General features: G+C 57.4%; 29 protein-coding genes and 1 pseudogene. 12 read left to right on the forward strand and 18 right to left on the reverse strand.

Features of this window, described 5'->3' with window-relative positions:
• The first annotated feature begins 40 nt into the window (after positions 1-40).
• Entirely contained in the window at positions 41-652 is a 612-nt protein-coding gene (locus ACK2SD_RS14805) for a cell wall hydrolase (protein ID WP_295488128.1), read from the forward strand.
• 24 nt (positions 653-676) lie between these two features.
• Here ACK2SD_RS14805 and ACK2SD_RS14810 read toward each other — a convergent pair whose 3' ends face one another.
• Entirely contained in the window at positions 677-2845 is a 2169-nt protein-coding gene (locus ACK2SD_RS14810; protein WP_412460157.1) for a TonB-dependent receptor, read from the reverse strand.
• Positions 2846-3098: 253 nt separating this feature from the next.
• Between ACK2SD_RS14810 and ACK2SD_RS14815 the strand changes: the two genes are divergently transcribed.
• From ACK2SD_RS14815 to ACK2SD_RS14825, 3 genes are all read left to right on the forward strand, one after another.
• Positions 3099-3959 carry a CAP domain-containing protein gene (locus ACK2SD_RS14815; protein WP_039577118.1) on the forward strand — a complete coding sequence of 287 codons (861 nt, stop codon included), beginning with the start codon at positions 3099-3101 and terminating at the stop codon, positions 3957-3959.
• A gap of 64 nt (positions 3960-4023) precedes the next feature.
• A complete protein-coding gene (locus ACK2SD_RS14820; protein WP_039577115.1) occupies positions 4024-4410 on the forward strand; it encodes a VOC family protein in 387 nt (128 codons plus the stop codon).
• A 24-nt stretch (positions 4411-4434) separates the two neighbouring features.
• A complete protein-coding gene (locus ACK2SD_RS14825) occupies positions 4435-5022 on the forward strand; it encodes a hypothetical protein (protein ID WP_412460158.1) in 588 nt (195 codons plus the stop codon).
• An 18-nt stretch (positions 5023-5040) separates the two neighbouring features.
• Here ACK2SD_RS14825 and xerC read toward each other — a convergent pair whose 3' ends face one another.
• From xerC to hchA, 7 genes are all read right to left on the reverse strand, one after another.
• Complete coding sequence (xerC, locus tag ACK2SD_RS14830; protein WP_080754801.1) at positions 5041-5892, reverse strand: tyrosine-type recombinase/integrase; 852 nt, start codon at positions 5890-5892, stop codon at positions 5041-5043.
• 467 nt (positions 5893-6359) lie between these two features.
• Positions 6360-7958 (reverse strand): histidine kinase famiy protein, encoded by a 1599-nt coding sequence (locus ACK2SD_RS14835; protein ID WP_412460159.1) that lies wholly within the window; start codon positions 7956-7958, stop codon positions 6360-6362.
• A gap of 211 nt (positions 7959-8169) precedes the next feature.
• Positions 8170-8472: a hypothetical protein gene (locus ACK2SD_RS14840; RefSeq protein WP_412460160.1), complete on the reverse strand. Its 303-nt coding sequence runs from the start codon at positions 8470-8472 to the stop codon at positions 8170-8172.
• A 44-nt stretch (positions 8473-8516) separates the two neighbouring features.
• Positions 8517-8972, reverse strand: coding sequence for a helix-turn-helix transcriptional regulator (locus ACK2SD_RS14845; RefSeq protein ID WP_412460161.1), 456 nt, complete (start codon positions 8970-8972; stop codon positions 8517-8519).
• A 589-nt stretch (positions 8973-9561) separates the two neighbouring features.
• Positions 9562-9732 (reverse strand): LuxR C-terminal-related transcriptional regulator, encoded by a 171-nt coding sequence (locus ACK2SD_RS14850; protein ID WP_412460162.1) that lies wholly within the window; start codon positions 9730-9732, stop codon positions 9562-9564.
• 7 nt (positions 9733-9739) lie between these two features.
• Positions 9740-10288: an autoinducer binding domain-containing protein gene (locus tag ACK2SD_RS14855; RefSeq protein ID WP_412460163.1), complete on the reverse strand. Its 549-nt coding sequence runs from the start codon at positions 10286-10288 to the stop codon at positions 9740-9742.
• On the reverse strand, positions 10288-11136 hold the full coding sequence (gene hchA, locus ACK2SD_RS14860) for a glyoxalase III HchA (RefSeq protein WP_412460164.1): 849 nt from the start codon (positions 11134-11136) through the stop codon (positions 10288-10290). Before hchA ends, ACK2SD_RS14855 begins: the two co-directional genes overlap by 1 nt.
• A gap of 182 nt (positions 11137-11318) precedes the next feature.
• Between hchA and ACK2SD_RS14865 the strand changes: the two genes are divergently transcribed.
• Together ACK2SD_RS14865 and ACK2SD_RS14870 are read left to right on the forward strand one after the other, a co-directional pair.
• Complete coding sequence (locus tag ACK2SD_RS14865) at positions 11319-11555, forward strand: hypothetical protein (RefSeq protein ID WP_412460165.1); 237 nt, start codon at positions 11319-11321, stop codon at positions 11553-11555.
• A 107-nt stretch (positions 11556-11662) separates the two neighbouring features.
• On the forward strand, positions 11663-12241 hold the full coding sequence (locus ACK2SD_RS14870) for a plasmid pRiA4b ORF-3 family protein (protein WP_412462324.1): 579 nt from the start codon (positions 11663-11665) through the stop codon (positions 12239-12241).
• A 107-nt stretch (positions 12242-12348) separates the two neighbouring features.
• Here ACK2SD_RS14870 and ACK2SD_RS14875 read toward each other — a convergent pair whose 3' ends face one another.
• Positions 12349-12606 carry a hypothetical protein gene (locus ACK2SD_RS14875; protein WP_412460166.1) on the reverse strand — a complete coding sequence of 86 codons (258 nt, stop codon included), beginning with the start codon at positions 12604-12606 and terminating at the stop codon, positions 12349-12351.
• Between the two features lie 426 nt (positions 12607-13032).
• Here ACK2SD_RS14875 and ACK2SD_RS14880 point away from each other — a divergent pair.
• Positions 13033-13422 (forward strand): annotated as a pseudogene (locus ACK2SD_RS14880) (hypothetical protein); the annotation flags it as partial.
• A gap of 266 nt (positions 13423-13688) precedes the next feature.
• On the opposite strand, the gene ACK2SD_RS14885 reads toward ACK2SD_RS14880, so the two are convergent.
• Positions 13689-14651, reverse strand: a complete 963-nt coding sequence (locus ACK2SD_RS14885) for a hypothetical protein (RefSeq protein WP_412460167.1) — start codon at positions 14649-14651, stop codon at positions 13689-13691.
• 258 nt (positions 14652-14909) lie between these two features.
• On the opposite strand from ACK2SD_RS14885, the gene ACK2SD_RS14890 reads away from it, so the two are divergent.
• Positions 14910-15188 (forward strand): HNH endonuclease, encoded by a 279-nt coding sequence (locus tag ACK2SD_RS14890; RefSeq protein WP_412460168.1) that lies wholly within the window; start codon positions 14910-14912, stop codon positions 15186-15188.
• Positions 15169-15387, forward strand: coding sequence for a hypothetical protein (locus ACK2SD_RS14895; RefSeq protein ID WP_412460169.1), 219 nt, complete (start codon positions 15169-15171; stop codon positions 15385-15387). Before ACK2SD_RS14890 ends, ACK2SD_RS14895 begins: the two co-directional genes overlap by 20 nt.
• Positions 15388-15506: 119 nt before the next feature.
• On the opposite strand, the gene ACK2SD_RS14900 is transcribed toward ACK2SD_RS14895, so the two are convergent.
• Positions 15507-15890, reverse strand: coding sequence for a tail fiber assembly protein (locus ACK2SD_RS14900; protein WP_412460170.1), 384 nt, complete (start codon positions 15888-15890; stop codon positions 15507-15509).
• Between the two features lie 456 nt (positions 15891-16346).
• A complete protein-coding gene (locus ACK2SD_RS14905; RefSeq protein ID WP_412460171.1) occupies positions 16347-16691 on the reverse strand; it encodes a hypothetical protein in 345 nt (114 codons plus the stop codon).
• Positions 16692-16923: 232 nt separating this feature from the next.
• Between ACK2SD_RS14905 and ACK2SD_RS14910 the strand changes: the two genes are divergently transcribed.
• Entirely contained in the window at positions 16924-18054 is a 1131-nt protein-coding gene (locus tag ACK2SD_RS14910; protein ID WP_412460172.1) for an acyltransferase family protein, read from the forward strand.
• 25 nt (positions 18055-18079) lie between these two features.
• Here ACK2SD_RS14910 and ACK2SD_RS14915 read toward each other — a convergent pair whose 3' ends face one another.
• The 3 genes from ACK2SD_RS14915 to ACK2SD_RS14925 form a co-directional block, all read right to left on the reverse strand.
• The gene (locus ACK2SD_RS14915; RefSeq protein WP_412460173.1) at positions 18080-18853 is read right to left on the reverse strand and encodes an isochorismatase family protein; all 774 of its coding nucleotides are present in this window, start codon (positions 18851-18853) and stop codon (positions 18080-18082) included.
• Positions 18854-19304: 451 nt separating this feature from the next.
• Positions 19305-19508 carry a hypothetical protein gene (locus tag ACK2SD_RS14920; RefSeq protein ID WP_412460174.1) on the reverse strand — a complete coding sequence of 68 codons (204 nt, stop codon included), beginning with the start codon at positions 19506-19508 and terminating at the stop codon, positions 19305-19307.
• 10 nt (positions 19509-19518) lie between these two features.
• Entirely contained in the window at positions 19519-19728 is a 210-nt protein-coding gene (locus ACK2SD_RS14925) for a hypothetical protein (RefSeq protein WP_412460175.1), read from the reverse strand.
• A gap of 921 nt (positions 19729-20649) precedes the next feature.
• Here ACK2SD_RS14925 and ACK2SD_RS14930 point away from each other — a divergent pair.
• Positions 20650-21282 carry a DUF2971 domain-containing protein gene (locus tag ACK2SD_RS14930; RefSeq protein WP_412460176.1) on the forward strand — a complete coding sequence of 211 codons (633 nt, stop codon included), beginning with the start codon at positions 20650-20652 and terminating at the stop codon, positions 21280-21282.
• 1224 nt (positions 21283-22506) lie between these two features.
• A complete protein-coding gene (locus tag ACK2SD_RS14935; protein WP_412462325.1) occupies positions 22507-24423 on the forward strand; it encodes a methyl-accepting chemotaxis protein in 1917 nt (638 codons plus the stop codon).
• A 62-nt stretch (positions 24424-24485) separates the two neighbouring features.
• Here ACK2SD_RS14935 and ACK2SD_RS14940 read toward each other — a convergent pair whose 3' ends face one another.
• The 3 genes from ACK2SD_RS14940 to ACK2SD_RS14950 are packed head-to-tail and all read right to left on the reverse strand — an operon-like array spanning position 24486 to position 26716.
• Positions 24486-25007 carry a lysis protein gene (locus ACK2SD_RS14940; RefSeq protein WP_412460177.1) on the reverse strand — a complete coding sequence of 174 codons (522 nt, stop codon included), beginning with the start codon at positions 25005-25007 and terminating at the stop codon, positions 24486-24488.
• Complete coding sequence (locus ACK2SD_RS14945) at positions 25004-25642, reverse strand: glycoside hydrolase family 19 protein (RefSeq protein ID WP_412460178.1); 639 nt, start codon at positions 25640-25642, stop codon at positions 25004-25006. Before ACK2SD_RS14945 ends, ACK2SD_RS14940 begins: the two co-directional genes overlap by 4 nt.
• A 21-nt stretch (positions 25643-25663) precedes the next feature.
• Positions 25664-26716: a phage late control D family protein gene (locus ACK2SD_RS14950; protein WP_200138234.1), complete on the reverse strand. Its 1053-nt coding sequence runs from the start codon at positions 26714-26716 to the stop codon at positions 25664-25666.
• Between the last annotated feature and the right edge of the window lie 32 nt (positions 26717-26748).

Here is a 26748-nt window from a genome sequence, read left to right on the forward strand (position 1 = left end):
GGTTAGAATGCTCGGATCCCAGTCACACGGACATCCGATCATGCGCCACCGGTGGATTGCGTTCAGCCTGCTCATCGCCCTGCCCTTCACACAGGTGCACGCCGCCGACAGCAACACAGCCGCCATCGCCGAAGACAAGGCCCAGGCGCTCGAGCAGAAGGTGATCGACGACGCGCCACCGCCCAAGCCCCCGGAAAAGATCACCGCTGCCGAGGTCAAGGCCGTCGACCCCGCCGGCCAGGCGCCGCTGGACGACAGCATCACCTGTCTGGCACGCACCCTTTACTGGGAAGCCAAGGGCGCCGACGAAAAGGACATGCGCGGCGTCGCCAATGTGGTGCTCAATCGCCTGGGCAAACCGGGCTTCCCCGACTCCATCTGCGGCGTCGTCAAGCAGGGTGTGGAAAACCGCAGTTGCCAGTTTTCCTGGTGGTGCGACGGGCGTCCGGATCAAGTCGAGGAGCCGCTGCGCTATGACATCGCCAAGGAAATCGCGCGCAAGGCGCTCAACCAGCAACTGCCGGACAGCACCGCCGGCGCGCTGTTTTTCCACGACCGCCACGTGCGACCGAGCTGGGCGAAGACGTATCGGCGCACCGCCCAGACCCGCCATTTCTTCTTTTACCGCCCCAGCACAGCGCTGGCACGCTGAGCCCGGCTCGCTGACACGTCAACGTCAGAAGTCGACCGTGCCGGAGAGCTTGACCAGGCGCGGATCGCCCTGGGTCAGGTAGCCGCCGTTGGCCGACGCCCAGTATGACTTGTCGGCCACGTTCTCCACGTTCATGCGAAGGGTGATGTCTTTGTCCTGAACCTTGAAGCGGTAGCGTGCGCCTAGGTCGAAGCGATTCCAGGTCGGCAGGCTGAGGGTATTGGCCGGGTTGGCGTACTGCCCACCCGTGCGCAGCATGCGCGCATTGAGCGCTACGCCGGGAAGACCGGGAACGTCCCAATCGACGCTGGCATTGAGCTGGAACGTCGGCACACCCACGGCATGATTGCCATCGTTGCTGCCGTTCTGGGTGTTCTTGAGCTCGGTGTCCATGCGTGTGCCGCCCGCCATGAGACGCAGCCCCTGAAGCGGCTCACCGAACACGCTGAGTTCGACGCCTTTGTTGATCTGCTGGCCGTCCTGCACGAAGACGTTGCCTTCGCGGTAGCCGTCAGTGGGCCGCTCGATACGATAGACCGCCAGGTTGGCGCCATAGCGCTGCTGGTCGAGTTTGATGCCGGCCTCGACCTGCTTGGTCTTGGCCGGCGGGAATACCTGGCCGACGTTGACCACTTCGCCACTGGCCGTGGCGCCTTGGGCCAAGCCCTGGATGCTGTTGGCGTACAACGACAGTGCTGGCGTGAGCTTGTAGACGATGCCATACACCGGCGTGGTGACCGCCTCGTCATAGAACGCGGTGCGCCCCCCGTCGACGCCCGTGCCGCGATAGGCGTAGCCCTCCACCCGCAGTTGCTGACGACGAAGGCCAGCGGTGAGCAGCAAGGTGTCGTCGAACAGACCGAGCGTATCGGACAGGGCCACGCTGCGGTTGCGCGTCTTGCCCGTGACTCCCGGGTCGCTCAGGAGGCCCGCGCTCGCGCTCACGCTGGCAGGACGCGGAACCGGCAAGGTGTCGTAGATATTGGTCGGCTGAGACTTATAGAAAACGTAGGCATTTTCCTGTTCGGTCCAGATGCTCGCCGCGCCCAGGTTCAGTTGGTGGCTGACCGGGCCGGTCTGGAAGCGACCGTTGAGCCCGGTCATGAAACTCGCGTTGTCTTCATTGTGCGGAATTTGCGAACCGGCGATGGTCGCAGCGCCGGTGGCGGCGTTGGTCAGCACGGGCGTGCCGTAGAAGCCGGTTTCGCGGGTGTGCTTGATGCCGCCAGCCAGGTAACCGCTCCAATGCTCGTTGAAGTCGTAGTCGCCACGCAGCATGCCGAAGGTATCTTCGGTCTCGGTCCAGGACCAGTCCTGGCCATAGTTGTGGTCAGCACTGGGCGCATGCGGGATATCCGTGACACCCGCGCCCAGTCGCACGGAGTTACGCAAGTGGTTGACGCGTTGCTTCTGGTAGCCGAAGTCGCTCGAGACACGCAGTTGATTGCCGCGGTAGTCCAAGCCTGCAACGAACAGCTTGCTGCGCTGATTCTGATCGTCGACCGCCGTGTCGCCCTCGCGCTGGGACAGGTTCAAGCGTGCACCGAAACGGTTGTCTTCGCCAAAGCGCTGGCCAATGTCCAGATGCTCGCCAATACGCCCGTCAGTGGTGATGTCCTGGGTGTAGCGGCGGGTCGGGATGTCGTCAGCGCGCTTGGGCTGCAGGTTGACGTTGCCACCCAGCCCCGTGCCGGTGGGGCTGGCGCCGTTGAGAAAAGCGTTGGGCCCTTTGAACAGTTCCACCCGCTCTACCGCATCGGTTGAAATCATTTGCCTGGGCAGTACGCCATACAAGCCATTGAAGGCCACATCGTCGCCGCTGAGCGGCAGCCCGCGGATCACGAAGACCTGCGACTGATTGCCGAAACCAAAGGACTGGCGCACCGAGGGGTCGTTGAGCAGCACATCGCCGATGTCTTCGGCCTGCTGATCCTCGATCAGTTGCGCGGTATAGCTGGTCAGGGTGAACGGCACGTCCATCATGTCCTGATTACCCAGCACGCCCATCTGCCCGCCCCGTGCCACTTGCCCACCGGCGAACGTTTCAGGCAAAGGGCTGGAGGCCGGTTTGAAGGCGTCGGCATTGACGGCAGTGGCGTCAAGTACGAGGGGGCCGTCCGCCGCTTGGGCGCTCAGACCGACGGAACAGCAAAGCGCGATCAAGGTCGGACGCATCGGACAGGTGTAGGCCATGAAAGGCTCCTGAATAGGTGATTGGAGAGCCATCCTGGCCAGCATTATTGCAAGTGAGTCGCGTTTATAATAGATGTTGCGAATTATTTCCAATAAATCGCACTTTTTCGCGCGCGGCCTGTCTACTGCCTCTTTTGCCGCCATCGGGTTACCGATGGCTCACCGCAACACACAAGCCAGGCCAAAAACCGGTGGCTTGTGTAGGATGGGCAGCGCCCCCACCAGGCCACTGCCAGTCATAGGGAGATTCTTGATGCGCGTCCTGTCATCCCTCGCCTGCCTTGGCGCCCTGTCGCTGGGTTTGCTGAACCCGATCAACGTCCAGGCGTCGAGCGGCGATGAAGCGCAACTGATCGAAGCGATCAACCTCTACCGCAGCCAGACCCAACGTTGCGGTGGCGAGGCGTCGCTCGAGCTGCCGCCGCTCAACAGTGACACCCGCCTGGCCCTGTCGCCGGAAGGCACCCGCGACCTGCAGCAGGCCATGACGCGCGCCGCCTACCCCATGGTCAATGTCCAGGCCATCAGCCTGTCTGGCCCACGGGACGCAAAAGCGGCCATGGGCGCCATCGAGGAGAGTTTCTGCCAGGTGGTGCTCGATCCGCAGTTCGTCGATATCGGCGTCAGCCAGGAAGGCCGCGACTGGCGCATCGTGCTGGCGCGCCCGCTGCTCAGCGGTCGCCTCGGTGACTGGCAGGCCGAGGGTCAAAAATTGCTGCAGGAAGTCAATGCCGCGCGCAAGCTGCCGCGCCAGTGCGGCGGCCAGCCCTTCGCCGCAGCGCAGCCCTTGAACTGGAATGCCACCCTGGCCGATGTCGCGGCCAATCACACCCGCGCCATGGCCAACCAGAACTTCTTCGACCATATCGACCACGACGGGCGTACCCCTGGCGATCGCGCAGAACTTGCGGGTTATCTGTACCAGCAGATTGGCGAGAACATCGCCGCAGGGCGCGACACGCCGCGCAAGGTGGTCGATGGCTGGCTGGCCAGCCCTGGCCACTGCGCTACCCTGATGAACCCCGACTACCGTGACTTGGGCGCGGCCTATGCGGTGGATCCGAAGAGCGATGCCGGCATCTACTGGACCGGCGTGTTCGGCTCGCCGCAGTGAAGGCTGGTCAAATGCAGCGCAGCGTCTTTACTTAGGGCTATGCCCCTCAGCAGCGAAGCCGCCTATGAAGATCGTGGTCACCCGCATCCTTGTCGACGACCAGGCCAAGGCCCTGGCCTTCTACCACTACATACTGGGTTTCCAGCCCAAGGACGACATCCCCATGGGCCGGCACCGCCGGCTCACCTTGACGTCGCCGAACGATCCGAACGGAGTGGAACTGCTGCTTGAGCCGGATACCCACCCCGCCGCCCAGGCTTACAAGGCTGCGCTCAAGGCCGAGGGCATTCCCGCCACCTCCTTCGCGGTGCGGGATATCCAGGCCGAGTACACGCGCTTGTGCGCCAGTGGCGTGCAGTTCGCCCAGCCGCCCACTGTGACCGGGTCAACGACCGTGGCGCTGTTCGACGACACCTGCGGCAACCTGATCCAGCTCAGCCAGCGTCATTGACGCCGCGCCCAAGGAGCCGAACCGATGCGCCACGAATTCAGCGAAGTGCTCAACGATCTGATCGACTATTTCCTGCTCGCCGACATTCAGCGTCTGGCGCGTTTCAAGGAGGAGAACGACCTGCCGGACGATCTGGCGCACGCGTTCACCTCCGGCGACAGTGGCGATCGTGCGGTGCTCGAAGGCGTGGTCGTGCCCATGGCGGGGGTCGACAACCTGCCCTACCGCATCATCTTCAGCCTGGACGAACCCATCCCCGCCCTGCTGGAACCCGGCAATCGCGTCGCACACCGCCGCGCGGGTTATGCACTGCAGGTTGAACATCGCGCCTTGATGCTGTTCACCTGGCGCATCCTGCAGCATTTCACCCACAAGACCCTGGGCGATCTATTGGCCCGCTATCAAGTGCCTGGCCGTCCGATCATCGAACTGGACAACGGCTGGTATCACGTGGAGGTGCTGGCCGGTGCAGTGTTGCGAGAGGACTTCTATGAGCCAGCATTCGAGTTCGTGCTCAGGCGCACGCACTGCCAGCGTCCCACGGACGACATCGATGTGAGCTACCGCTTCAGCTTGGAAGAAAACCTCCTGCCCTCCACACTTGCCCGCTGACACTTCTCTGCCGCGAACTCAGTAATCGAATCGCTCAACCGCCCGCCGCCGCTCGTTGTCGTCGCGGCGGTCGTAGCCTGCGGTGGTCTGAATGTTGACGTGGTGCGCCAGCTTCTGGGCAATGGACAGGTCATGCTCCTCGATCACCCGCGTGATGAATGCACGCCGAAAATCGTGTGGCATGATCTTCACGCCCACCTGCGCGCCGCGCTGCCGAGCGATGTAGTAGATGGCATGCTTGGTGATACGTGCCCGAGTAATGTGATTGCCACGACGGATGCGGTTGAACAGGAAGCTGTCGTCCGTCACGCCGGTCGGCAGGTGCTCACGACGCAACGCCAGCCAGGCGCCAAGCTTCTCGAACGCCCACGGCGGGGCATATTTGATCAACTGCCGATTGCCCTTGCCCACGACCCGCAGGCTGCGCTCCTGGAAGTCGACATCGGCCAGGTCGATATCGACCGACTCGGACTTGCGCATGCCGGTGCCGTACAGCAAGGCGATGATGGCCGCATCGCGCACGCCCTGCGGTCGCGGGTCGGCAGCACAGACGTCCATCAGTTCGCGAATCAAGCTGCGCTTCAGGTTGCGTCCTGGCGGCAGGCGCGTGCCACTGGCGGGCTTGACCTCGCGAATGCGCAGCAGGTGTTCGTGGTCGATCAGTCCCTGGCGCCAGGCCTCGTTCATCACCCCGCGCACAGCGTTGACGTACAGCGATGACGTATTAGGGGCATAGCCATCGGTACGCAGCGCCGCCACCAGCGCAATGATGTGGCCCGCCTCGAGCCCGTGCCAAGGCACCGTGGCGATATCGTGATCGGCAAAGCCCAGGCGGTCGGCGGCATCCTGAAGGATGTAACGCAGGGTCATCTGGCTGGACGGCGCCAGACGCGCCAGGTACTGCAGCACCGGATTTTGCACGGGGTGGGTCAAAACATGGATCCTGTCGCCGGCGACGGCGGTCTCAGCGCCATCAAATTGAAATCAAAGCACTTTTTGAGTGCCTGCGACGTGATGGTAACTGATCGATGGCCAGGGATCGAACGCCGACGGCACTGTGATCCAGACGCTGAAATTGACTGAGGCCCTGAACAGGGCCTCGATTCGAGGGGTGGGCGCTGGCGAGCCTGAGGCTTGCCGCGTTCAGTTGCGCGGCTTCATTCCGCCCCTGGCGGGATGGCGTCCTTATGCTTGTCCTTCAGTCGCGCCCTCTCCGCCTCAGTGGAGTGAGCGGGTACCTGGTCCTGCTTGGGGTCTTGCTGCTGATCGGTCATGTGCAGTGCTCCGTGGCTGTCAAAGGTTGGGCATCCTCGCGCAGATGCAGTTCAAGCTCATCCTCACACCCCGCCTGGAGAATCCAGCACCTGACGCACCTTGCGCGCCAGTTCCTGTGGCAGGTAAGGCTTGGAAATGACCTCGAACTCCGCGCCTCCGATATCGGTGCGCTCGATGGAGCTCTTGGCGTAACCGGTGGTCAACAGCACCTTGATGGCGGGTCGCTGCGACTGCACCCTGCGCGCCAGGGTCACGCCATTGATGCCGCCTGGCATGATCAGGTCGGTAAACAGCAGGTCGAATGCGTCATCGCCCTCGAAGAGTTCCAGCGCTTGCTGGGCATCCTTGGCCACCAGGGTCTTGTAGCCATGCTCCTGCAGGATCACCTGGGCCAGCTCGGCGACGTCCAGACGGTCCTCGACGATGAGGATGCGCTCGTGCCCTGCTTTGGCGTAGCTGGCCGAGCGCTGCTCGATGGGCTGGAGCTCGCTGGCGTCGGCGGGGAAGTAGAAACGCAGTGTGGTACCCACGTGTTCTTCGGAGTAGATCTTCACCGCCCCGCCCGACTGCTTGGCGAACCCGTAGACCATGGACAGGCCGAGGCCGGTGCCCTTGCCTTCATCCTTGGTAGTGAAGAACGGGTCCATGGCGCGATCGCGTACCAGTTCCGACATTCCACCGCCGTTGTCGGTCACGGCCATGCAGACATAACTACCCGCCAGCAAGCCCTCGTAAGAGGCGCGCGCGTCCGGGGTGACGATCACATTGCGGGTCTCGATGTTCAAAGCGGGATCGTCATCCCCCGCCATCGCATCCCTGGCATTGATGACCACATTGAGCAAGGCGATCTGTGCCTGGGCGGGGTCGATACGGCAATTGTGCAGATTCGGATCCAGGTCCAACGTGACGTTGACCCCGTCCCCCAATGTCTGGTTGATCAGCACCTTCGCGTCGGTGACGATCTGATTGATATTGATCACCCGTCCCTGAAGCGACTGCTTTCGAGAGAACGCCAGCAACTGCCGAGTCAGGGTATTGGCCTTGTCCACGGCGTTGCTGGCATAAGTGAGGTTTCTCACGATCTTGGCGAAATCGGGTTGTTCCTTCTCGGCCGCCGCCTTGGACAGCGAAACGTAGCCGCCAATCACTTGAAGCAAGTTGTTGAAGTCGTGGGCGATGCCACCGGTCAGTTGCCCCAGCGCCTCCATCTTCTGCGACTGCCGCAGCGCCTCCTCGACATCCCGGCGTCTGCTGACATCCAGTTGTGAGGCGAAGAAGTAGGTCAGTTTACCGGCGTCGTTGTAGATCGGAGAAATGAACAGTGCATTCCAGAACGAACTGCCATCCTTACGGTAGTTGAGCACTTCGGTGGAAAAATCGTAACGCTGCTCGACTGCCTGGCGAATGGCGGCAACCACCTCCGGATCGGTGTCCTTGCCTTGGAGAAACCGGCAGTTGCTGCCCAGCAGTTCCTCCAGCCCATAACCCGTCATTTCCTGAAAGGCGTGGTTGGCAAAGATGATCGGGTTATCGGGTTGATTGGGATCGGTGACGATCATCGGCATGCGGGTGCTTTCAACCGCCGCGAAGAAGATATCCTTGGGATGACCAAGGACCTCGGCAGTGAATCGATTGTCAACTCTGAGATCGCTGTTGGGCACTGCGCTTTCCTCACACTAAATGCGGCTTCGGCAACTTCCCACACGCACTATCACTGTGCAGGAAACTTCAGCGCCATCGGTAATCTTGGCCATGTTGGCTTGGATACCGGGGAAGCCGCTACGTTCGGATTTTTTCCAGACCCAGCGCACGTTCTCGATAACGACCGGGGAGCGGCCGGCAACAGCGCAGACACCGGCCGCGCAAACGTGGTCAGGACACGGCGAAGTGGCTCATGAATGTCAGGCCTTCGATGGCGTGCGCGTACTCAGCGAATCGTGCATCACCTTCACGGAACGCTTTCGCCACGTCTTGGGCATATTCAAGACTTTCCCACATCGCTAGATCCACGAACACGCGGTCATCGCCCAGCGGCGCATAGGCGTGGTAATCGATCAGGCCGGGAAAGCACTTCAAGGTTTCCCGAAGTCCGGAGCGCAATGCCGGCATCTGCGCCACGCATTCCTGCTTGACTTTGAAAATAGCCAACTCGAGTACCTGAGCGGTGTGTTGCAAGGGGATGACCTCCAGTGTGTAGGGAAGGCCCCATTGTCAGAGACTCATACTGACACCGTATTGTCAGTGCCCGTGATGGCACGCCACTGACTCGCCTGATGATTCATGTACAGGCGAAGATCGACAGCAGGATTATCAGGGAACGTTTGAGTTGCCACCGCGACCGCGATAATGCGATCGACACGAAAATCGCGATACGCCGCTCGCGCTTCGCACCAACTTCCGACCGTCCATTTTCCTCCCCAATAAAACAGGCCAAGGGGGCGAATCAGGCGCTGGGAAAGCTCGCCGTCCATACGGCGATAGCTGATCTTCAGCGCCGCCCGCTGTTCGATGGCCCTTCGCAGCACGCCCAGATGGCGACGTGATGAGTCCGGAAGGTTGCCAAGGGCTCTGAGCGTCGCCGCGCCCGCCTCTTTCGGCGGCTGCTTGAGAGCGACTGAAATCTTGCTCAACACGGTGCGCGCTGCACTGCCGAGGTCATCATCGGCAGCCGCCATGAGCATTTCCACGCCCAGTATCAGCGCGTCCAACTCGAGCGTGTTCAACGTCAGCGGCGGCAGTTCGAAGTCAGCCTCCCGGCCATACCCCAAACAGGATCGGACCGCGCATGGCCCTGTGAATGGCCGTCATTCGAGAACTACTTCGCTGATTGCGCGTCAACTCATGCGACTCGCTTACTTTAGGCGATAGTATCCTCCGGCTGGCGCGGGCAAATCGCATCGAAGTGCAAGCACGTGAAGCCTCAACGCCAGCTGCCGCCAAATCAAACAACGCCGCCTTGGCAGGCGTACAAGGATGGACATGTTCAACTTCTTGACTCGGTTATTCAAACGCAGACGGAACAGCCCAACCCGCAACGCAGGCCTGGAGGGTGTTCGACAGGGCCAGTGGGTCGATCCGATGATCACCCTGGGTACACTCGGCACGCTGCACAGCCTGCAATCATCGGACTGTTCGACATCCGATCGCTCCCACAACCACTGCTACGGGTCGGACCACAGCACGCATTCGTCCGGCGACGGCGGCAGTTCCAGTGATAGCGGCGGTGACTCTGGCTCCAGTAGCTGCGACTGAGACCGCGCTGTGTCAGGCACCGATTTCGCCATTACGTATGGCGAGGCGTATCGCCTCGGCCGTGGTCTTGACCTCGAGCCGTTTGCGAATACGCCTAAGGTGGTTTTCCACCGTGCGCTCAGACAGCGCCAAAGTCGCCGCGATATCGCCCTGTCGCCGCCCTGCAGCAATCCAGGCCAACACCTCGCGCTCACGCGTGGATAACTGACCCGGCGCGACCTCCGGGGGTGGTGCCAGCAATCGACGCGCGGCCAGAAACGCGGCCTCGGCCACGACCTTCACGGCCCAGCGCGCTTGGACGCTGGCGTCGATGCTCGCGCCCCCCCAAGCTCATCGCGCCTTCCAACCCCAAGGGCCCGAACAATGGCACTTGCAGCCCATGGATGCCGGGGCCGCGGGGCGTGGTCACGATTCGATACAGTTCACCGTCGGCCGAGCGCCGTGTCTTGGTCCAGAAAAATGGCTCGCGTGCAGTCACAACATGGCGCGTGACCGGGCAGCGCTGCATGTAGGTCTTGGCGTCAACCGCCTCACCCGTCCCGAACCAGTCCCCTTCCAGCCAATAGATACGCTCCACCGGCTCGCTCTGCGCAGCCGACGTCGAAAACAGCATGAAGCGGTCATAACCCAGGCCCGCACAGAAGCGTCGAACGTCGTCACGGACCTGATCGAGCGACTCGGCTACCTCGACGGTCGCCGCGCAGCGTAACACCGCCTCCAGGGCGCTAGCGCCGGACACTACGCCGTCACTTCCTTGAGCAGGACTTCAGCCGCCAGTTTGCCCAGATTGTTTCCCGCGAGCGGACTGTCGCCGGTAATCAGGGTGCGGTCGCGATGGACGGCTCCGCTGATATCGTCATTGACGATCTCGAAGCCTAGTGACTTGAGTCGTTCGCCAAACTTCCATGTCAAATGGCCGGGCATATAGCCGATTTCCGGCGTTTTCGCATCAAGTGCATCGGGAAACGCACAGATCTTGTAGCCGCGGTACAGGTCGCTCTCACCCACGGCGAGGAACCCTGCCGGCCCATGACACAGCGAGATGACGAAGCGCTCATGTGCGGCGGCCCACTTCAGCACCTCACCCACCTCGGCGCTTTCGGGAATGCCGATCAGCGCACCGTGCCCCCCAGGAATGAAGATGGCCGCATACGTGTCCAGGCCCGCCGCCAGCACGTCAGCCAGACGCTGGGGTTGCTGGAATTGACCGTGGTACTTGTCGAAAAAGCCTGCCACGGCCTGATCTTCGCCTGGCATGGCCCAGAACTCGAACTTGACCGGATTGCCGGAAACGGTCGCGATATCGAACGCGAAACCGGCGGCATCAAGGTGATACATCGGTAACAGGGTTTCTACCGGATGATTGCCCGTGGAAAAAAAACTACCGTTATCGGTCAGCAAATAGCGCTCGTCGGCGCCAATCATGAGAATTCTCTTTGTCCCGGTATAGGGTGCTGGATAGTTGGCGCCGTTGAGGTCCGACGTGGGCGAGGTGAATTGCTGCAGGGAGTAGTCGGACGGGAAAAAGGCGTTTTTCTCCGCAGGATCAGGTCTGGGGGCCTTACTGACGTGTGCGTTATCGGACATGTTCCACCTCCATCGATTGATTGACCAACGAGCCCGAGCATGCGCAACGCCGATGAATCGTGCAATGAGGGATTTCCGCTGAGAACTGTGTTGGCTCGTCGCAGCCCCTGGTATGCCCCGTGCGCTTGATCAATCGGCAAAAGCCACTTTTACTGATGCTATTGAACTCAGAGGACTGCACCATGAGTATTCGCAGCCTGGCAAGAAACCTACCTGCCGATCCTGCCAAAAAGGGATGTGTGCTGGGGTGGGGGGTGCTGAAGGACCGACATCCCTGGCATTTCGTTGACGTGTACGCCGATCGGTCAACCGCCCAGGCAGAGGCGCAGCGGCGAGGCACTGGCTACGTGGTGGAATATGGTTCGCATCGGCTTGGAAGTGATACGTTCATTTGCGGTGTCGGGCTGCCGGAGGGATAGGCATGCACCACCAGATAAGCGGCGAGATGCGAAGCTCAACGGTTGATCATGGCGATCAGGAGCGGACTCTTCTCACCCACACTCATGATGACAAGGCTGCTAGATCAATGGATGCCACCGCAAGGCGACCGAAAGCTCCGGCTGAACTTCTGCTACTGCACATCGAACTGAGCGACATCGAGCCTACGGTCTGGCGTCGCTTTCTAGTTCCTGAAACCATCACGTTGGGCAAACTGCACCGGGTGATCCAAGCCGTGATGGGCTGGACTGACAGCCATCTGCACGAATTCGATATTGCCGGTGAGAAATATGGCACTCCCAGCTCCGATGATTGGGGGGCGCCGGTGAACTCAGAAACGCGCAAGACACTGGTCAATGCCCTACAGGGCAAAAAGAGGTTTGGGTATCTTTACGATTTCGGTGATAGCTGGGAACACCGAATCACGGTTGAAAAGCGCTTGCCGATGATCTCGGCACCTCAGGAGCATTATTGCATCGAGGGAGAGAATGCTTGCCCACCGGAAGATGTCGGTGGAGCGCCTGGCTATCAGGACTTCCTCGACGCCATGGCCAATCCTGCTCATCCTGACCATGACGATAGGGTGGAATGGTATGGGGGCGTCTTCGAGGCTTCGGTATACGACTGCAAGCCGGTCAATCAGTGGCTTGCACGCAAGAAGATTTGAAAGGTGCCAATGCTGCCCAGCCTCGATAGACAGCACCCCATTGCGCAAAAGCAATGCGATAGAGGGCAGCGTTACGGGGAGTCCTTCATACCCTTACACAAGCCTCATCAAGAGCCTATACACTTCTCAATCGGTCCGCCGGCCTTTTGGAAGGCTAATTCTGACGGCGCGACGTTTATATAAAGGGTTGAACCGTCGTTGAATTGACGTTCGATCCTTAGCACGCGTTCGGGGAAGTAGCGGAAATGTTCGCCTACTGAAGTCAATTTCTGCCCGTCTGATGTCTGCACTACCAGGACACCATCAATCTTGGTAATCGTAGCTGCCGAGCCACAATGCAGTGGGCGCCCCTCGGCCTTGGCCATTGCACCCATCCCTGCCAAGCAGATTCCAAGTCCATAAACACCGCATGCTTTTAACACTGCAACTCCATTCCTAATCAATGCCTGCTATCCCTCTCACAGGCGCGTCAGCTGTTGAGTTGTTCGCGAGAATGGATCACCCGCTGGGTCCACCGTCGAACCGACTCGATCTCCAATCACACGATACACTAAAGTTCGAGCTCTGGGGTTTTTCTGCAAATTCCCGGTCGATCATAGGATTAGCGTTGAGTAGAGCAACACGGACGCTTGACTAAAACTTGCGTCAAGAGTATGTGCTTAGCACCTCGACACAATTCACAGGCGGGATCAGAAACTAGGAGCAGCCCTATGACGCCATCTAAAATCAGCAATATCGTATTCAGTTGTGTTGCGCTTTACGGCTGTGTTGGTTCTCAACCTGCGAGCGAGAATCAGGTACAGGTCGCTGCACAAAAATTGGTTGGCCAACCTGCCAGTAAAGCTTTTGAAATTTTTGGTCAGCCAGATCATTGAATAGGTCCATCTTCCTATGGAAGTGGTGGTTTCTATGCATGGAATCGAATTCAGACCCATACAACGCCCGAGCAGGTTTTCATCAAGACAGGCAGTGAGTATGTTGGCGAGCAACAGACGTGGGTAGGGGTTGGTAGTGGAGGAGTTAAAGGCATAATGCCTGTCAATAGTCAGCCAGTTTATAGGGACACTGGATATTATGAAAACAAAACTGTGCTCGACTATTTTTGCAATATTACGTTGCTTACAGATGCTCGCGACATAATCACAGATGCTGACGTTATCGATTATAACGAGAAAAAATAATCTTATATTCAGGGGCCGATGGAAAACGCACGCTAACCATTCGGAGGTTCAAGTTGAAGTCATAGAGACTGACCGCGTGGTGTCAGCAAATGCTGAAACTCCCTGCCTGTCCGTCAATGGGCTTGCAGCGCTGGCACCCCACTGAACCAGTCTCGCCGCACGTCCAGCGCATCTCCCGAAGGTCCAGCCTGACTGTGGCGAGCCTGAATCAGAAGTGAAAAAGCCCAGCGCGACGGCTGGGCTCTGTTACGCAAGGAGATTGAAGATCACGGAGTCCAGTAAGCAATCTTGCCGCTTGCACCAACAGCTACAAAATTACCGTTGCCGTAGGCGACGCTCCGGATATCGGTTCCTGCGAAAGTGTTGGCTTGCTGAACCCAGCCGATCCCATCCTCGGAAACGGCTGTCTTGCCGCCGTCGCCGACAGCTACATACTTGCCATTACCGTAAGCGATGTCGCGGATGATGGTTCCGCCGAAACTGGTATCTGCAACAGCAGTCCAGTTAAGCCCATCGGCTGAATATGCCATCTTGCCATCAGCACCAACGATAAACATTTTCCCGTTGCAAAGCTTCATGGAAAGGATGGTGCTAGTGCCGAAGGTGCTGTTCACGGTGCCGAATGACTGCGAATCATTCGTCGCCATCTTCACCGCGCTAAGCAGCTTGCCATTCGATCCCGCAACCAACACAAAAACGCCCATGACGTTGACGCAGTACACAGTCTCGCTAGAAGTGAAGGTCGTAGTGCGCTCAACCTGGCCTGACCAATCGCCATAGCGGGAAAAGACTTTACCGTTAGACCCCACCAGTATCCAAGTCGTGTTGTTGCCGTGAATTGGCTGATAATACACAATGCCATACAAGTCTCCGGACGCGCGTACAGTTGCCGTAAGGTCTGTCCAATCCCTCAAAGGGCGCGCTGTGCTGCCCCAGCTCACATTGCCGGATTGAGAAAGGGCTTGAAGCGTTGTCCCAATACCGTTCCAGTACAGCTCGTTGATAACTTTCCCGCTATCGGACGTGACGGCGCCCTTGAGCTTGGTCCATACCGTACCAGTCGCGTTTCCGCTGATAATCTGAGTGGTTGTGGGAAGACCGTTGCCACCCGCCGCATAAAACTTGCCATCCGCAAAAACCACGCGCCTAAGCATGCCGGTGTTAGCCACCGGTTCTACTTGAGTCCAAAGATCTTGCATGGTTTGAGACGCCGAGTTTGCCTTTTCCATTTTATACTCCGTTACTGAGCTGATTTAAGTTCAGGCCTCTGTATTGGGCGTATGGCGCTCATGGGCGATGGCTCGAGACTCGAGGTCTTCACGCTAAGGTCAGGGGTGACGAGGTTTCACCGACCCCAGACCTGTCACTGATGGAGGGAATCATGCCACATCAATACTGTATATTCAACCAGTATTTTGAGGGCTTTATTCAGCGAACTTCGGCTTATTCACCGCGTTTGAGTGGATGGCTGATCGCATGTTCCGGTGATGCCCGGCTTCGCGGGGGTCGTATCGCCCTGGAAGTCGGTGCATGCTTTGCTTTGGGAAGAAGCCTACGGCCAAATCCCGCTGGGCCCTCTAGTGGTTTTCGAGGATCGTAATCCCCAGCACATCGAGATCGGCAGTCTTGAATTGGTCAGCCGCGCGGAGAACATGCGCCGCAAAACCATCCACAGATATCCACTAGAACTCAAAACCACTATCCGCCAGTTGAGCAAGCTGAAGCGTGCAATCAGCGAGGCCTCTGGTGAAAAAAAAGATGACTGACCTACGTAATCACCTGTTCGCAACCCTAGAGGCATTGCAAGACAAAGATGATCCTATGGACATTGACAGAGCGAAAGCAATCGCAGAAGTGGGAAAGGTACTGGTGGATTCCGCCAAGGTGGAAGTAGCGTTCATCAGCGCCACGGAAGTTCGACTGGTCGGTGATCTGCATAGGATGCATCTCCAGATGTCGAGATGAAGGGGCGCAAGTAGACCCGATGTGTCTTCCGGGCGGATTGGACGTCAAACCGGTAACCAATGAGGAAGGGTGTGATGAGAAAAGGAATTTGCTTGATCGTGATCGCGGCATGTCTAGCATCAGGGTGCTCGCATTACTTCAACAGCCCATATGGCGGTCGAAACCAGGCACACAGCATTGCGTGTGACGGCGACCCTCCTAACCAGCCAGGCTGCTACGACCGTAACGAAAAGCGTCTGGATCAGATCTATCAGGACGTCATGGACAGCCGCTGAGTAGCCACATGCGAAAAGTCCGGCTGGCCAGTCGATCGTGCCGGGGTAGCCTGGCTGTTTGGGCAGGCGGTCGAGCGCAACGCGATACCGCTTCCACTGTTTTAGCAACACGCCCTCGGCGTCGGTTGCGTCGTCCAGATCAACCGCATCCTGTTGCGGAACAATGGCCGTATCAACGTCCCGACGGCGCAGAAAGCTTTCAGCCTGAACTTGAGACAGCAGGTCCACCGGCTCGGGTTCCAAGATAACGGGCAAGGCTGGCGGGGTAGCTCATGGACAGGGCTCTGAGCTGCTGAATTTTCTGCTCCTAAGCCGTGATGGCCTTGGCTCTCGCCGGAGTTACGCCTTGGCGTTCCTGGCGCAACTGGTCTATCCAGCGACGCGGAGCAGAGGACCAATGTCAAAGATGGCACAAATCTCAGAAACCGATAGAACTTCGTCCAGCACCATGGCAGCGGCCTTGAACTTGAATTCATTCGAACAAGATATACGCATGTCCCACAAAGTGATGATGTTTCGGAACTCCTGCCCAAAAGTTTCGGAACTCCACCCTTTTTTGAAGGCAAAAGAAAAACCCCGCAGACGCTAATCTGCGGGGCTTTCGAATGGTGGAGGCCGAGGTCGGAATCGAACCGGCGTAGACGGATTTGCAATCCGGTAGGAGGCTCAGGTTTTTCGGGGTTTTCAGCCTGCAGACCACGGAATCACTGGCTTCTGCCTTAGTTGCTGGTGCTGGTAATTCATGACCATTTGGGACATCCAGTGTCCCAGGATTGTCCCCCGCTTTTCTCCCTTTATATGCCTAGCCTCCGAATTCGCCCAAACGCGCCTGAGCTGCGTCCTCATCATCAGGTATAGCCGCTCGATTGCCTGGGTCGGGATGGCCTTCAAGGTTTCCATCGACTCCATCAAGCCCCCGGCCCGTGCTTGGGCGACCAGGCAGTTCACCGCGCTGTCGCACAGGTCGATCTCTGTCAGACGCTTGCGCGGCAGGCCGTGGATCTCCTGCGACATGACGATGCCCGGCATGAACTCACCGGCCTGGGCGTTGCCGTAGCGATTACTCAGTGGACCCCTCTCCTCTACAGAGAGGCCATTGTAGATCGACTCGCACGCCAGCCCAGCTATTCGGCTGCGCTCAAGCGCAACTGACTGTCCTTTCCTTCCATCATCTGGCTATCGAAATCCAACACAGGAGCCTCGCCAATAAAACGAGGGAATCTATGGTAGTTTTGCAGACCCAAGACAAGACCCTAACAAAATGGATACCTCCGTACTGAGCATTTCTGCAAACAGCAGCCGTTCACAGAATATTGATACCCTTCGATTACTGCTCGCCGTCTTGGTGGTGGTGACGCACTTGGCGCCGTGGGCCTTTGCCGTACAGGGGCCGTCCGCAATACCCGAGAGCATTCTCTTGCTCACCCAATGGCTGGAAGGTGTATTCCAGGGGAATGGCGAAACGCATCCGGCGGTTCTAGGCTTCATCGTCCTGAGTGGATACTGCATACACCGTAACGGCTTGAGATCGCACCGCGACGGTGTCGCCGCCTATGCGATCCGCCGGTTCTTCCGCATCTACCCGGTTTTCCTCCTGGCATCTTTATTCGGATTCGGGATGTTCTATATCGCCTCTCGGATCAACCCGGAAGCCGCACCAATGGTTTCGGGCACGCATGAGTTGACCATTGAGAGCATGCTAAGGAAGCTGCTGACCACCGAGGCCGTAAACCCTGGCGACTACTTCCCCTCGATCCAAGGCAATGGGCCGCTGCAAACCGTGGCCGTCGAGATGTGGCTCTACGCGGTCTATCCTCTCGCACTGCTGATTATCGGTCGGCTTTCCGATCGGGCTTGGTGGGCGGTTGTGGCCGCCTGCTGGATTGCAAGCGTTGGCATCAACACGTTTATACCTGAATGGCGCTACTGGTCCTACAACGCCAGCTTGATCGCATTCGTCCCTTTCTGGTGGATAGGACTTAAGTTCACCGACCCTAATTTCGCCCGTGTCATGGGCCGCATCGTGATTCTGCCGGCATCTGCCTGGCTGATTGTCACTGTCTTTCAGAAAGATCTCGGGGCTTACACCCAGTTGTTCGCCGGCATTCGCCAGGTCATGTTCGCCCTATGCTTCGGCTGCCTGATCTCGTTCATCGACAAAGCTCGCAGCACTTCGGGCACTGCCCTTGGGGTGGTTGGATCTGCTGGCTACAGCATCTATGCCTTCCACGCGCCAGTCGTCTATGTGTTGGTTATTTGCGGTGTGCCATGGTGGCTGATTGGGCTTACAGCCATTGCAGTAGGCGTTGCCGCCTTCCAGTTTATCGAGAAGCCATTCATGAAGATTGGCCGGCGCTTGGCCGCCCATCATGTAGGGCTTCGCTCCGCATGATGTGAACGCTTGGCCAGCTGCGGGATCATCGGCCTATCGTAGAGGACTGTCTAATTCTCATGAAATCCTTGAAAGCGATGATCTCGCCTATCCAGTTAGAAATCATGGTAGTGGTTGCCTTGTGTGCAGCGCCACTCCCCCAGGTGTTGCCAAACTCTGTTGCCGCCGATGCCTCTGGAACGAAGTACAACTTGAACCCTCTGTGGAACATGGGAATCATTCCAGTCGGCATGCCTATCACACAAACATTCGAAGAAAACCCCGTATAAATCAAAGTATCGACACCGGCGCTTTTTAAGTATTCCTCAAACTTTCTATCGTCCATATTCGAATGATAGACAATGTCTGCACTACCTGAGTCAACAACAGCCTGTAATGCTGGATCTATCCTGGCGGCATATCCCAAGTTGATCGTGGCTGGATCGTTTGTCACGATGACTACCTTCAGCCCTAAGGTGACAGCATGCTTTACCAAAGGCACCAACCTTTTTGAATACACGTTCTTGAAGTGTAGATTCATGACGGGCGAACCGCTGTCCTCCCAGGGATCCATCACCACCACAGCCGTCTTATGTTTCATCAGCGTTCGGGTGAAGACATATTTACCTTCTTTCACTTTGAAGAAGGCCTCGCCTTTACGCTGCTCTGGAATCAGGTTCCCAGCCGGATCAAGTGCAAAATGTGAGTGTCGCCAAGTTTTTATCTGGTACTCAGACGATTTTTCATCTGTCTCAGCATGCACAACAGACGATAGGACCAAGCTAACTACAAACAGACAGGCAAATTTAAACTTATTCAAAATACAGTACCGTGTCCCGACGATCTCAGATTGACATACAGGCGATGATATCTCAGTAATGCCCTGAGCGCGCGCCGTCGATCACTGCCTCGCACGCAGGCCCAGGCGTACCGTCGGAGCATCGACTGCGTGCGGTGCCGGGTGATGCTCGCCACCTCCATCAGCGATACACAATTATGCCGAAACGATACGGGTTTCCAGCGCACAAAGAAAACTCCCGCAGACGCTAATCTGCGGGGCTTTCGAATGGTGGAGGCCCAAGTCGGAATCGAACCGGCTTAGACGGATTTTCAATCTGGTTTGCGTCCCTTGATTTGTCTGGCCTCCGGGCCGTAAGCCCCGGATTTGCTTGCAAAGCCCTTCATTCCTGATGTTGGCAGTTCATGCCTATTTGGGACAACCAGTATTCCAGGATTGTCCCTGTGTTCGCCCCCTTCAACTTGATATGTCATCAGTGTGAGTCTATGGGTTGATATCCCGAGGCGCTCAGTTGATAGGCCGAAGCGGCTCTGATCTGCGCATCCGCGATCAGACGAAGCCGCTCGACCTCATGCGCCGCCGCGCCGGACTCTTTGGCTTGCAAGTACTGACTCATTGCCTCGGCTGCGTCCTGGTACACAGGGTGATCAGGTGTGGGTACGTCGGTCTTGTCCATGCCAACCTCCTCAGTGAATCAGGTGTGGGAGCAAACCGGCTTCGATCAGCCGGTGCTCGGTCACTTGCCTGTAGAGCAGATCCGCTAGCAGGCGATGCTGTTCAATCTCATCTATGGAGGCACCTGCCTCCTCGGCATGGCGCAGGCGCCGGTCCGCATCCAGGGCTCGCTGGAGCAGATCTTCGCCCGCAGCAGCCATTCCTTCGAGCGTACGTCTCATCTGATGCCCCCAATTACCTCATCGGGGCATTATAGGCCGCCTCAAAGGTAATGCCCGCCTCGAGCCTAATCCTAATACTTCGCTAGCTTTCCCGCTCATTCGTCAGACAGCCTGAGCAGGTCAGATAGCAGCATGCCGGTGCTGCGGCTGCCCGACCTCTGACGACACCAGCCGCCTTCGGGCCGGAGCAACTGATGCCGCCAGATTGTGGTGGAGTAGCGAGGAGAGAGTCGCGTGAGTAAGCCGGCCGAGAGGATCAGGCCGATGATGGATTGGGGCTACGTCTCCTGAAAGCCTCTATCTATGCGTTCTCCAGAGATCAGCTCTGCAGGCTGTACCATTTTTGTACCAACAGGTCGCTCACACCTGAAGGCATTGAATGACATGGATTGGCAAACGGTTTTCGCTTTTTTGCCCAACCCCATTAGCGGCGTCTGGCTCAGAAAAGGCCAGCCTGCCGCTCGCATGACGGTAGCACCGATGATGGCATCCATACCTCCAAGCATATAAATTACAAAGTCTGCACAGCATCAGCTCCGATTACGTACCAATTTTTACCTAGCTTCCTCCCACCGCAGCACCTTGTCGGCGAGCCTCGCCTAGTGCCATCATCGTGCCTGCCATGACTAGCATTCTTACAGCTAGCTATCACGGATGAACGCTGCATGCCAGTATCGAACGTGCTGGCATACATAAACCCCTAACCCTTCATATACGCCAACATCCATGTATTACAAGTACAGAGCTTGTGCCCAACGAACGTGGGAAATACTTATTAATAGAGAGTTATATTTCTCCCTGCCATGTAATCTTAATGACCCCCTTGACGTCTCAATTGACCTCAACGCCGAGTATGAGCGAACCAAAGCTATAATTCGAGATAGCGACCCAAACCCAGATGGCAGACGTTCTTTTCTTCTGATGCTCCTCGACGACCACAAAAGGATTAGTAAAAAAACAGGGAACGAAGTCAGCTTAAATCAAGCAATATACGAATATATACAGACTAGGGGCGTACTCTCACTATCAATGAATCCGCATGACGCATTATTATGGGCGCATTATGCGGACGGCCACAAAGGCGTCACCTTAGGATTTAATGACACCCTTCTTGACATTGAGCATACTGGACATGGCAAAGTAACATACCATGCCAGCCCACCTTATGTAGAGAAATTTATTGAATTAGTTGACGAATTCGAAACTTTCTGCCGCCCATGGGATGGAGCCACCTACTCAGACGAACGAGGAAAAGAGTTTTACAACAAACAACTAGACACCATGTTCCAAGCTGGACTTTACTCAAAATCTGAAAAATGGAAGTATGAAGAAGAGTTTAGGATTATTGCCGAACCCGGAAACCATCCGTATCACCCCAAGGCGCTAGCCGAGATAATCCTCGGGGCGAAAACTTCTCCAGCCGATGAGAAAACAATAAAAAAAATCCTTGACCATCCAGATTACTCCCATGTCAAACTTAAAAAAGTATTCAACCCGCCAGGAACTTTTGACTTCCTTAGCCGCGAATTAACGGAGGACGTATCGGCCGACTAGTTGATCCACTCGACTATCAGCAGCGCTGAGGCGATCACAAAGTACGACTACACACCCCGATTGTGCTGGAGTACTGACGAGAAAAAAAGCGCTCAAACCCTACACGCAAAGGTCTTGAGCGCTTGTTTGCACCTAATTGCGACAAACTCAAATGGCATCGAGGGGCTTGGAATGGCGATCGGCTTGCCCCATTTTTGCCCCAGGCAGTGAAGTGCAATTGGTGCGCCGAGCTGTTGCTACAGTCACCGTGCTAAGGGATAGTGATTGGACCAGTCCGACCTGCTCACAAGACCTAAAGACTCCGGCGATACCAACTGTGACCTCGTCAACAATAGGGCTGACGCGAACTAAATGCGCTGAAATAATGCCCTAACCCGACCTAAAAATCTCAGTAATGGATCTTGCCCATGGAAGAAAAGGCCGCCCTAACCGCTGACACTCTTGAGCTTTTACATCTGAACCAGATCGCTATAAGGGCTGCAATTGAGGAGCTATCGTTATGGATTAGCGAGAGGGGATCAGTACAAACCCACGATAACGTCATGGGCGCCCTACGAGCTTTAGACGTGAATGCTGATGCGATCTGGACCAGTATAGCGGAGTTGCGTAAGTAAGCCAGCCGACTGATAAGATCTTTCTGTACCGGCATGTCTTACAAGAACTTCATGAGGCACAAGCAATTCAGCGCAAAAACTTTTACACTTTAATATTATCAAATAAATCGACACCCACTAACCACACACCACGCAACTTTCAACCGCAGCCTTATAGCTTGACGTTTGTAATGCAGGATCGGAAGCCACAATAGCAACTTCAACATCAACACACCCAAACCAAAATACCAACTCAGCGAAGCCCTGATACATCAGAGTCAAAATAGCAGCATGGAGATTCGATAAATAACATGTGAAAATTTTGAACCTTACCCGCCGCTTATTGTCCTTCCGCGCACTCAAATCCATCATCTCCCGAACGGAAAACCATGCAAAAGTTATGGCTTTGAAAAATAAATCTATATTCGCTAATAAAGCTTTGCCGCTCGCTGCCGAAAACATCTCAACGGATTGAGTTTCCTGGCTATGGCAGGCTGCTAAAAATTATCCTTGGCCCAAAAACGTACAATTTTATACGTGCGCCCGAGGTAGCTGTACCCACCGTGAGAGATTGACGAGGCCTGCCGTGCTGAAGAACGCCCCTTTGAGTACAAAGCTAATACTGATTCTGATGTTTCCACTATTGGGATTCCTAGCCTTCGCCGGAATCTACGTAGCGGATAAACGCGAAACCCTGAGCGAGATGAATCGCGCAGTCACCGCCACTACTACGGCTAGGAAGCTCAGCGATGTGATCACTGCCATCCAACGTGAGCGCGGCGCCAGTGGCGTGTTTCTTGGGAGTGGCGGCAAAACAATGCAGGACAAGCTTCACAGTCTGCGTCTAGAGACGGACGCAGCGGTTGGTGCGATGCGAAACCAATCGCTGGAAGACCTAACCTCCCCTGATAAAATGCTGCGAGCTTTGAATGATATAGCCGAACTACGTAGCAGCGTGGACAGGCTGGCGATAAACAACGTGGAGTCCGGTGCGAGATTCACCGACCTTATTAGGAATTTAGTTAGCTTCTCCTATACTCTAGAAACTAGTATCGAAGACCCAGAAATCCTAAGAGCGCTGAGCTCACTCAATCAGTTCGCAGACATGAAAGAACGCGCTGGTAGAGAACGTGTGCTGCTCGGCCTGGCATTCAACCAAAACCGCTTCGATGCATCGCTGCTCTCACGCTTCAGCCGCAACATGGGTGAGTTTTCGGGCTATTTCGAAGCCTTCCAGCGCTGGGCGCCTACGGAATATAAAGATAAGTTAGATAGGGTGTTGCAACAACCAGCCTCACTTGAGGTAGCGCGCCTGCAAAAACTTGGCTTCGACACCCCGCTGGGCGAGCCGTTGAACTTCAAACCTGAAGACTGGTTCAACTTGTCGACAACCCGTATTGATATGATGGCCAAAGTTGAGACCGAGCTTGCTCAAGCGGTTGTTGGCCTCACCGACGCCCAGCGCAATGAAGCAGAGAGCAGTCTTTATGTTGCCAGCGCGACCGTAGTTCTGATGCTGGCGGCGGTCCTCTGGCTCGCGTGGATTATTATTCACAACATCCGTGTCGCCGTGGTGGATGTCAACCGTACCCTAGTTTCGCTCGCCACTCGGGACATGACGGCCCGCACCAGCTATTTAGGCAAGGACGAGTTCGGCGAGATCGCCCGTAACTTGGATAACATGGCTCTGCAGATTAGTGAAGTAATTAGCGAGATTGGCAGCGCCACCGCACAAGTTGCTACTGCGGCCGAGCAGTCTTCGGCGGTGGCGCTGCAAACCAGTAATAGCGTCGCTCAACAGCGCCAGGGCACAGATCAAGTGGTCACGGCCATCAGTGAGATGAGTTCCACTGTCAAGGACGTGGCGAGGAGCACCACCGAAGCGGCGGAGATGTCACATCAGGTAAATACCAGCACAATCCAAGGCAAGACGGAAATCGAGAACACCATTAACCTGATCAAGGGACTTGAGCTTCAGGCCGAACAGACGGCCACAATCATTCAGGAGCTCAAGGGCGAAAGCGACTCCATCTCGTCAGTGCTAGATGTCATTCGTGGAGTCGCCGAGCAAACAAACTTGCTGGCATTGAACGCCGCAATTGAAGCGGCTCGGGCTGGCGAGCAGGGCCGTGGCTTTGCTGTGGTCGCGGATGAAGTTCGGAATTTGGCGCAGAAGACACAGGATTCCACAGTCAGTATTCAGAACATGATTTCCAACCTGCAATCAGGCTCCGAGCGAGCGGCCTCCTCAATGCAGGAAACACTGGGCAAGGCACAGGAAGGCGCGAGAAATGTTGTACGCGCAGGTGAGTTGCTTGAAGAAATCACTGAAGGGATGGCAAAGATGAGTGATAGCAACATTCAAGTAGCATCAGCTGCTGAACAGCAGAGCCAAGTGGCCGAAGAAATTCATCGTAACGTCTCCGATATCAATATGCTGGTGATCCAAGTAAGTGCAGGGGCCGAACAGACCGCATCTACGAGCAGCGAACTGGCGCGTCTGGCTGAACATCAGCAAAGGCTTGTGGAGCGGTTCAAAGTAAGTTGAGGGAGGAAGAGGGCGGGCTCGGGTGGATGTTGAGACATCCACCCGGCTCGCCTGTTTGCTAGTTACTGCAGTGTCACTTGCCGCACGTAGGCCTGACAGGCCTTCAAGGCGATGATGGCTCGGTCGCCTTCGTCGGTGATGGCGACAATTCGTTGAGCATGCGCTGGGTCAAGGTAGGCGCGTACGGGGCCATGTACCACGCCTCCGGTGGCGGGGGCTTCTGGCAGCCCACAGCCACGATCCGGGGTTGAGGTGGCGTCGAGTAAGACTGACAGCCGCTGATCAGCAGTAGCGAGCCGGTCACGCAGACGAGCCTGAGCGCTCTGTGCATCATTCATCTCCTTCCAGTGAGTTTGTGCCGAAGTGGCCAGGCGCGCTTCCAATGCTTCACGCTGGTCCTGATGAACCTGCAGCTGCGCGATCACCGCCGCCGCTGCCGCTTCACGTTCAGCCTTATAGCTGCCGGCCTGCTCGGCCAGTTGCTGGCCGTAGCGCCAGTCCTGCCAGGTCCAGCCTGCCCAAGCACCTACGCAGGCGCCCAGCAGCAGCGCAAGGATTGCCAGGCGAACACCCGGCGAAATCACTGCAGCACCTCAAGCGCTCGCGCATACAACGCTTTGCGGTCATCAAAGCCGCTGGTACCGCCGTTGATGCGTTTGGTGATGGTGAGCAGATCGCCTAGGTCCGCCAGGGTGTTCAGGCCGGCTTTCTGCCAGAACCAGCCCGCCGACATCGCCGCATACACTGGATGCTCTAGCAGTTCCGGTGTGCTCAGCAGGCGGCTGTCACCGAATAGCGCCTCGCTGCAGGCGGCATAGTTGTCACGGCCGGTGACTTGAATCAGCCCCCGCCCGCGATACCGCCAGCCATCAGCCGTGACTTCGGGTCCGTTGCCCATTCGTCCGCTATACACCGCATTGGCCAAGCGCTCCGGGTTGCCGGCCAGTTCATCGGCGCGTGGTACCAGGGATCGCCACCGGCTGCCGGCAGGCGAGCTCTGCCCGATCTGGCGGATGCGGTCGGCGCGGTAGTTGAGGTTTTCACTCAGGGTCCGCAGTTGGCCCGACTCGTGACCGATCTGCGCGAGGAATGCGGCCATGCGCAGGCGGCTGACGATGCCGTACTTGCCCATGGTCGCATTGAGCCCAGGAACAAAAACGCCGGCTTGGCGGCCGGCGTTCGGGAGGATCTGCTGCAGTTGCTGTTCTGTGACTGCCATCGTGTGTATCTCCTTTATGAATCAGTTGGGTTTAACGTCCACCGTGCGCATGGGCTTGGTCGCTTTTTTCTTCTTGCCCTTGGCCTTCGATTTGCCCTTCTTGCCGCCATTGCACTCGACGACCGTCGTCCATCCGGAGCCGTTGAAGGTGTGCTCGACGCCGTCGACCAGGTACTCACCATCCAGCCCATTCTTGAAGCCCTGGGCGTTGATCGAGCGCTCGGCAAACAGGTCGGTACGCCCCATCATCTCCAGCCGCACACCGGCCGTGCTGCGGTTGAATGCAGCCAGCCGCGCCCGGGCGGCCTGCTCGGCAGCCTTCTGATCGGGATAGACGTGCCGGTCGGTGTGCACCGCTGGAACGCCGGCAGGCGCGTCGTCGTTGTTCAGTTCCACCGTCTTGAGCACGCCGGTCTTCTTGTTCTGGTGCTTGGTCTTCACCGCCTTCTGCGAGCTACGGTCACCCAGGTGGAACGAGTAGCGCGCCACGTCTTCACGCCGGATCACCACCGCCCCGAAAGACTTGCCTCCAGGGGTTGTGCCCCCTTGGCGGGGCATCACCAGCAGCTGGCCGTTGGCGACCTTGGCCGTGCAGTCGTACTGCTTGGCCAAGCGGGTCAGGAAATTGAAGTCCGACTCGTTGCGCTGATCGACGCGCGGCACCTTCGTCTGCACGTTGCAGCCAGGCTTCCAGCCGTTGCGTGCCGCCACGTCGCTGACGATCTGCGAGAGCGGCACGTTCTCCCAGCTGCCGCTGCGCGTAGTCTTGCCGCTGCCGCGCATGTCGCTCGCCTTGCCGCGCAGAGTCAGGGTGTCGGGCGGGCCGGTCAGCTCGAGCTCGTCGACGGCATAGCTGCCCAAGCGCGCCAGAGTGCGACCTTCGTAGCCGAGGAAGATCTCGATCTTGGCGCCGCGCCGGGGCAGCGTGACCGCCTGTTCGCGATCATCGATGTGCAGCTCGAACTCGTCCGATTCCATGCCAGGTTTGTCTTTCGTGCGCAGCAACAGCAGTCGGTCGTTGATCAGCGCCGTAATGTCCCGGCCATCCGCGACGATGCGAAACATCGGTTTCATTGGCCCTCCAGTAACGAAAAGCCCCGCATCAG

The sequence above is a fragment of the Pseudomonas sp. SC11 genome (assembly GCF_047039205.1).
Lineage (GTDB): Bacteria > Pseudomonadota > Gammaproteobacteria > Pseudomonadales > Pseudomonadaceae > Aquipseudomonas > Aquipseudomonas boreofloridensis.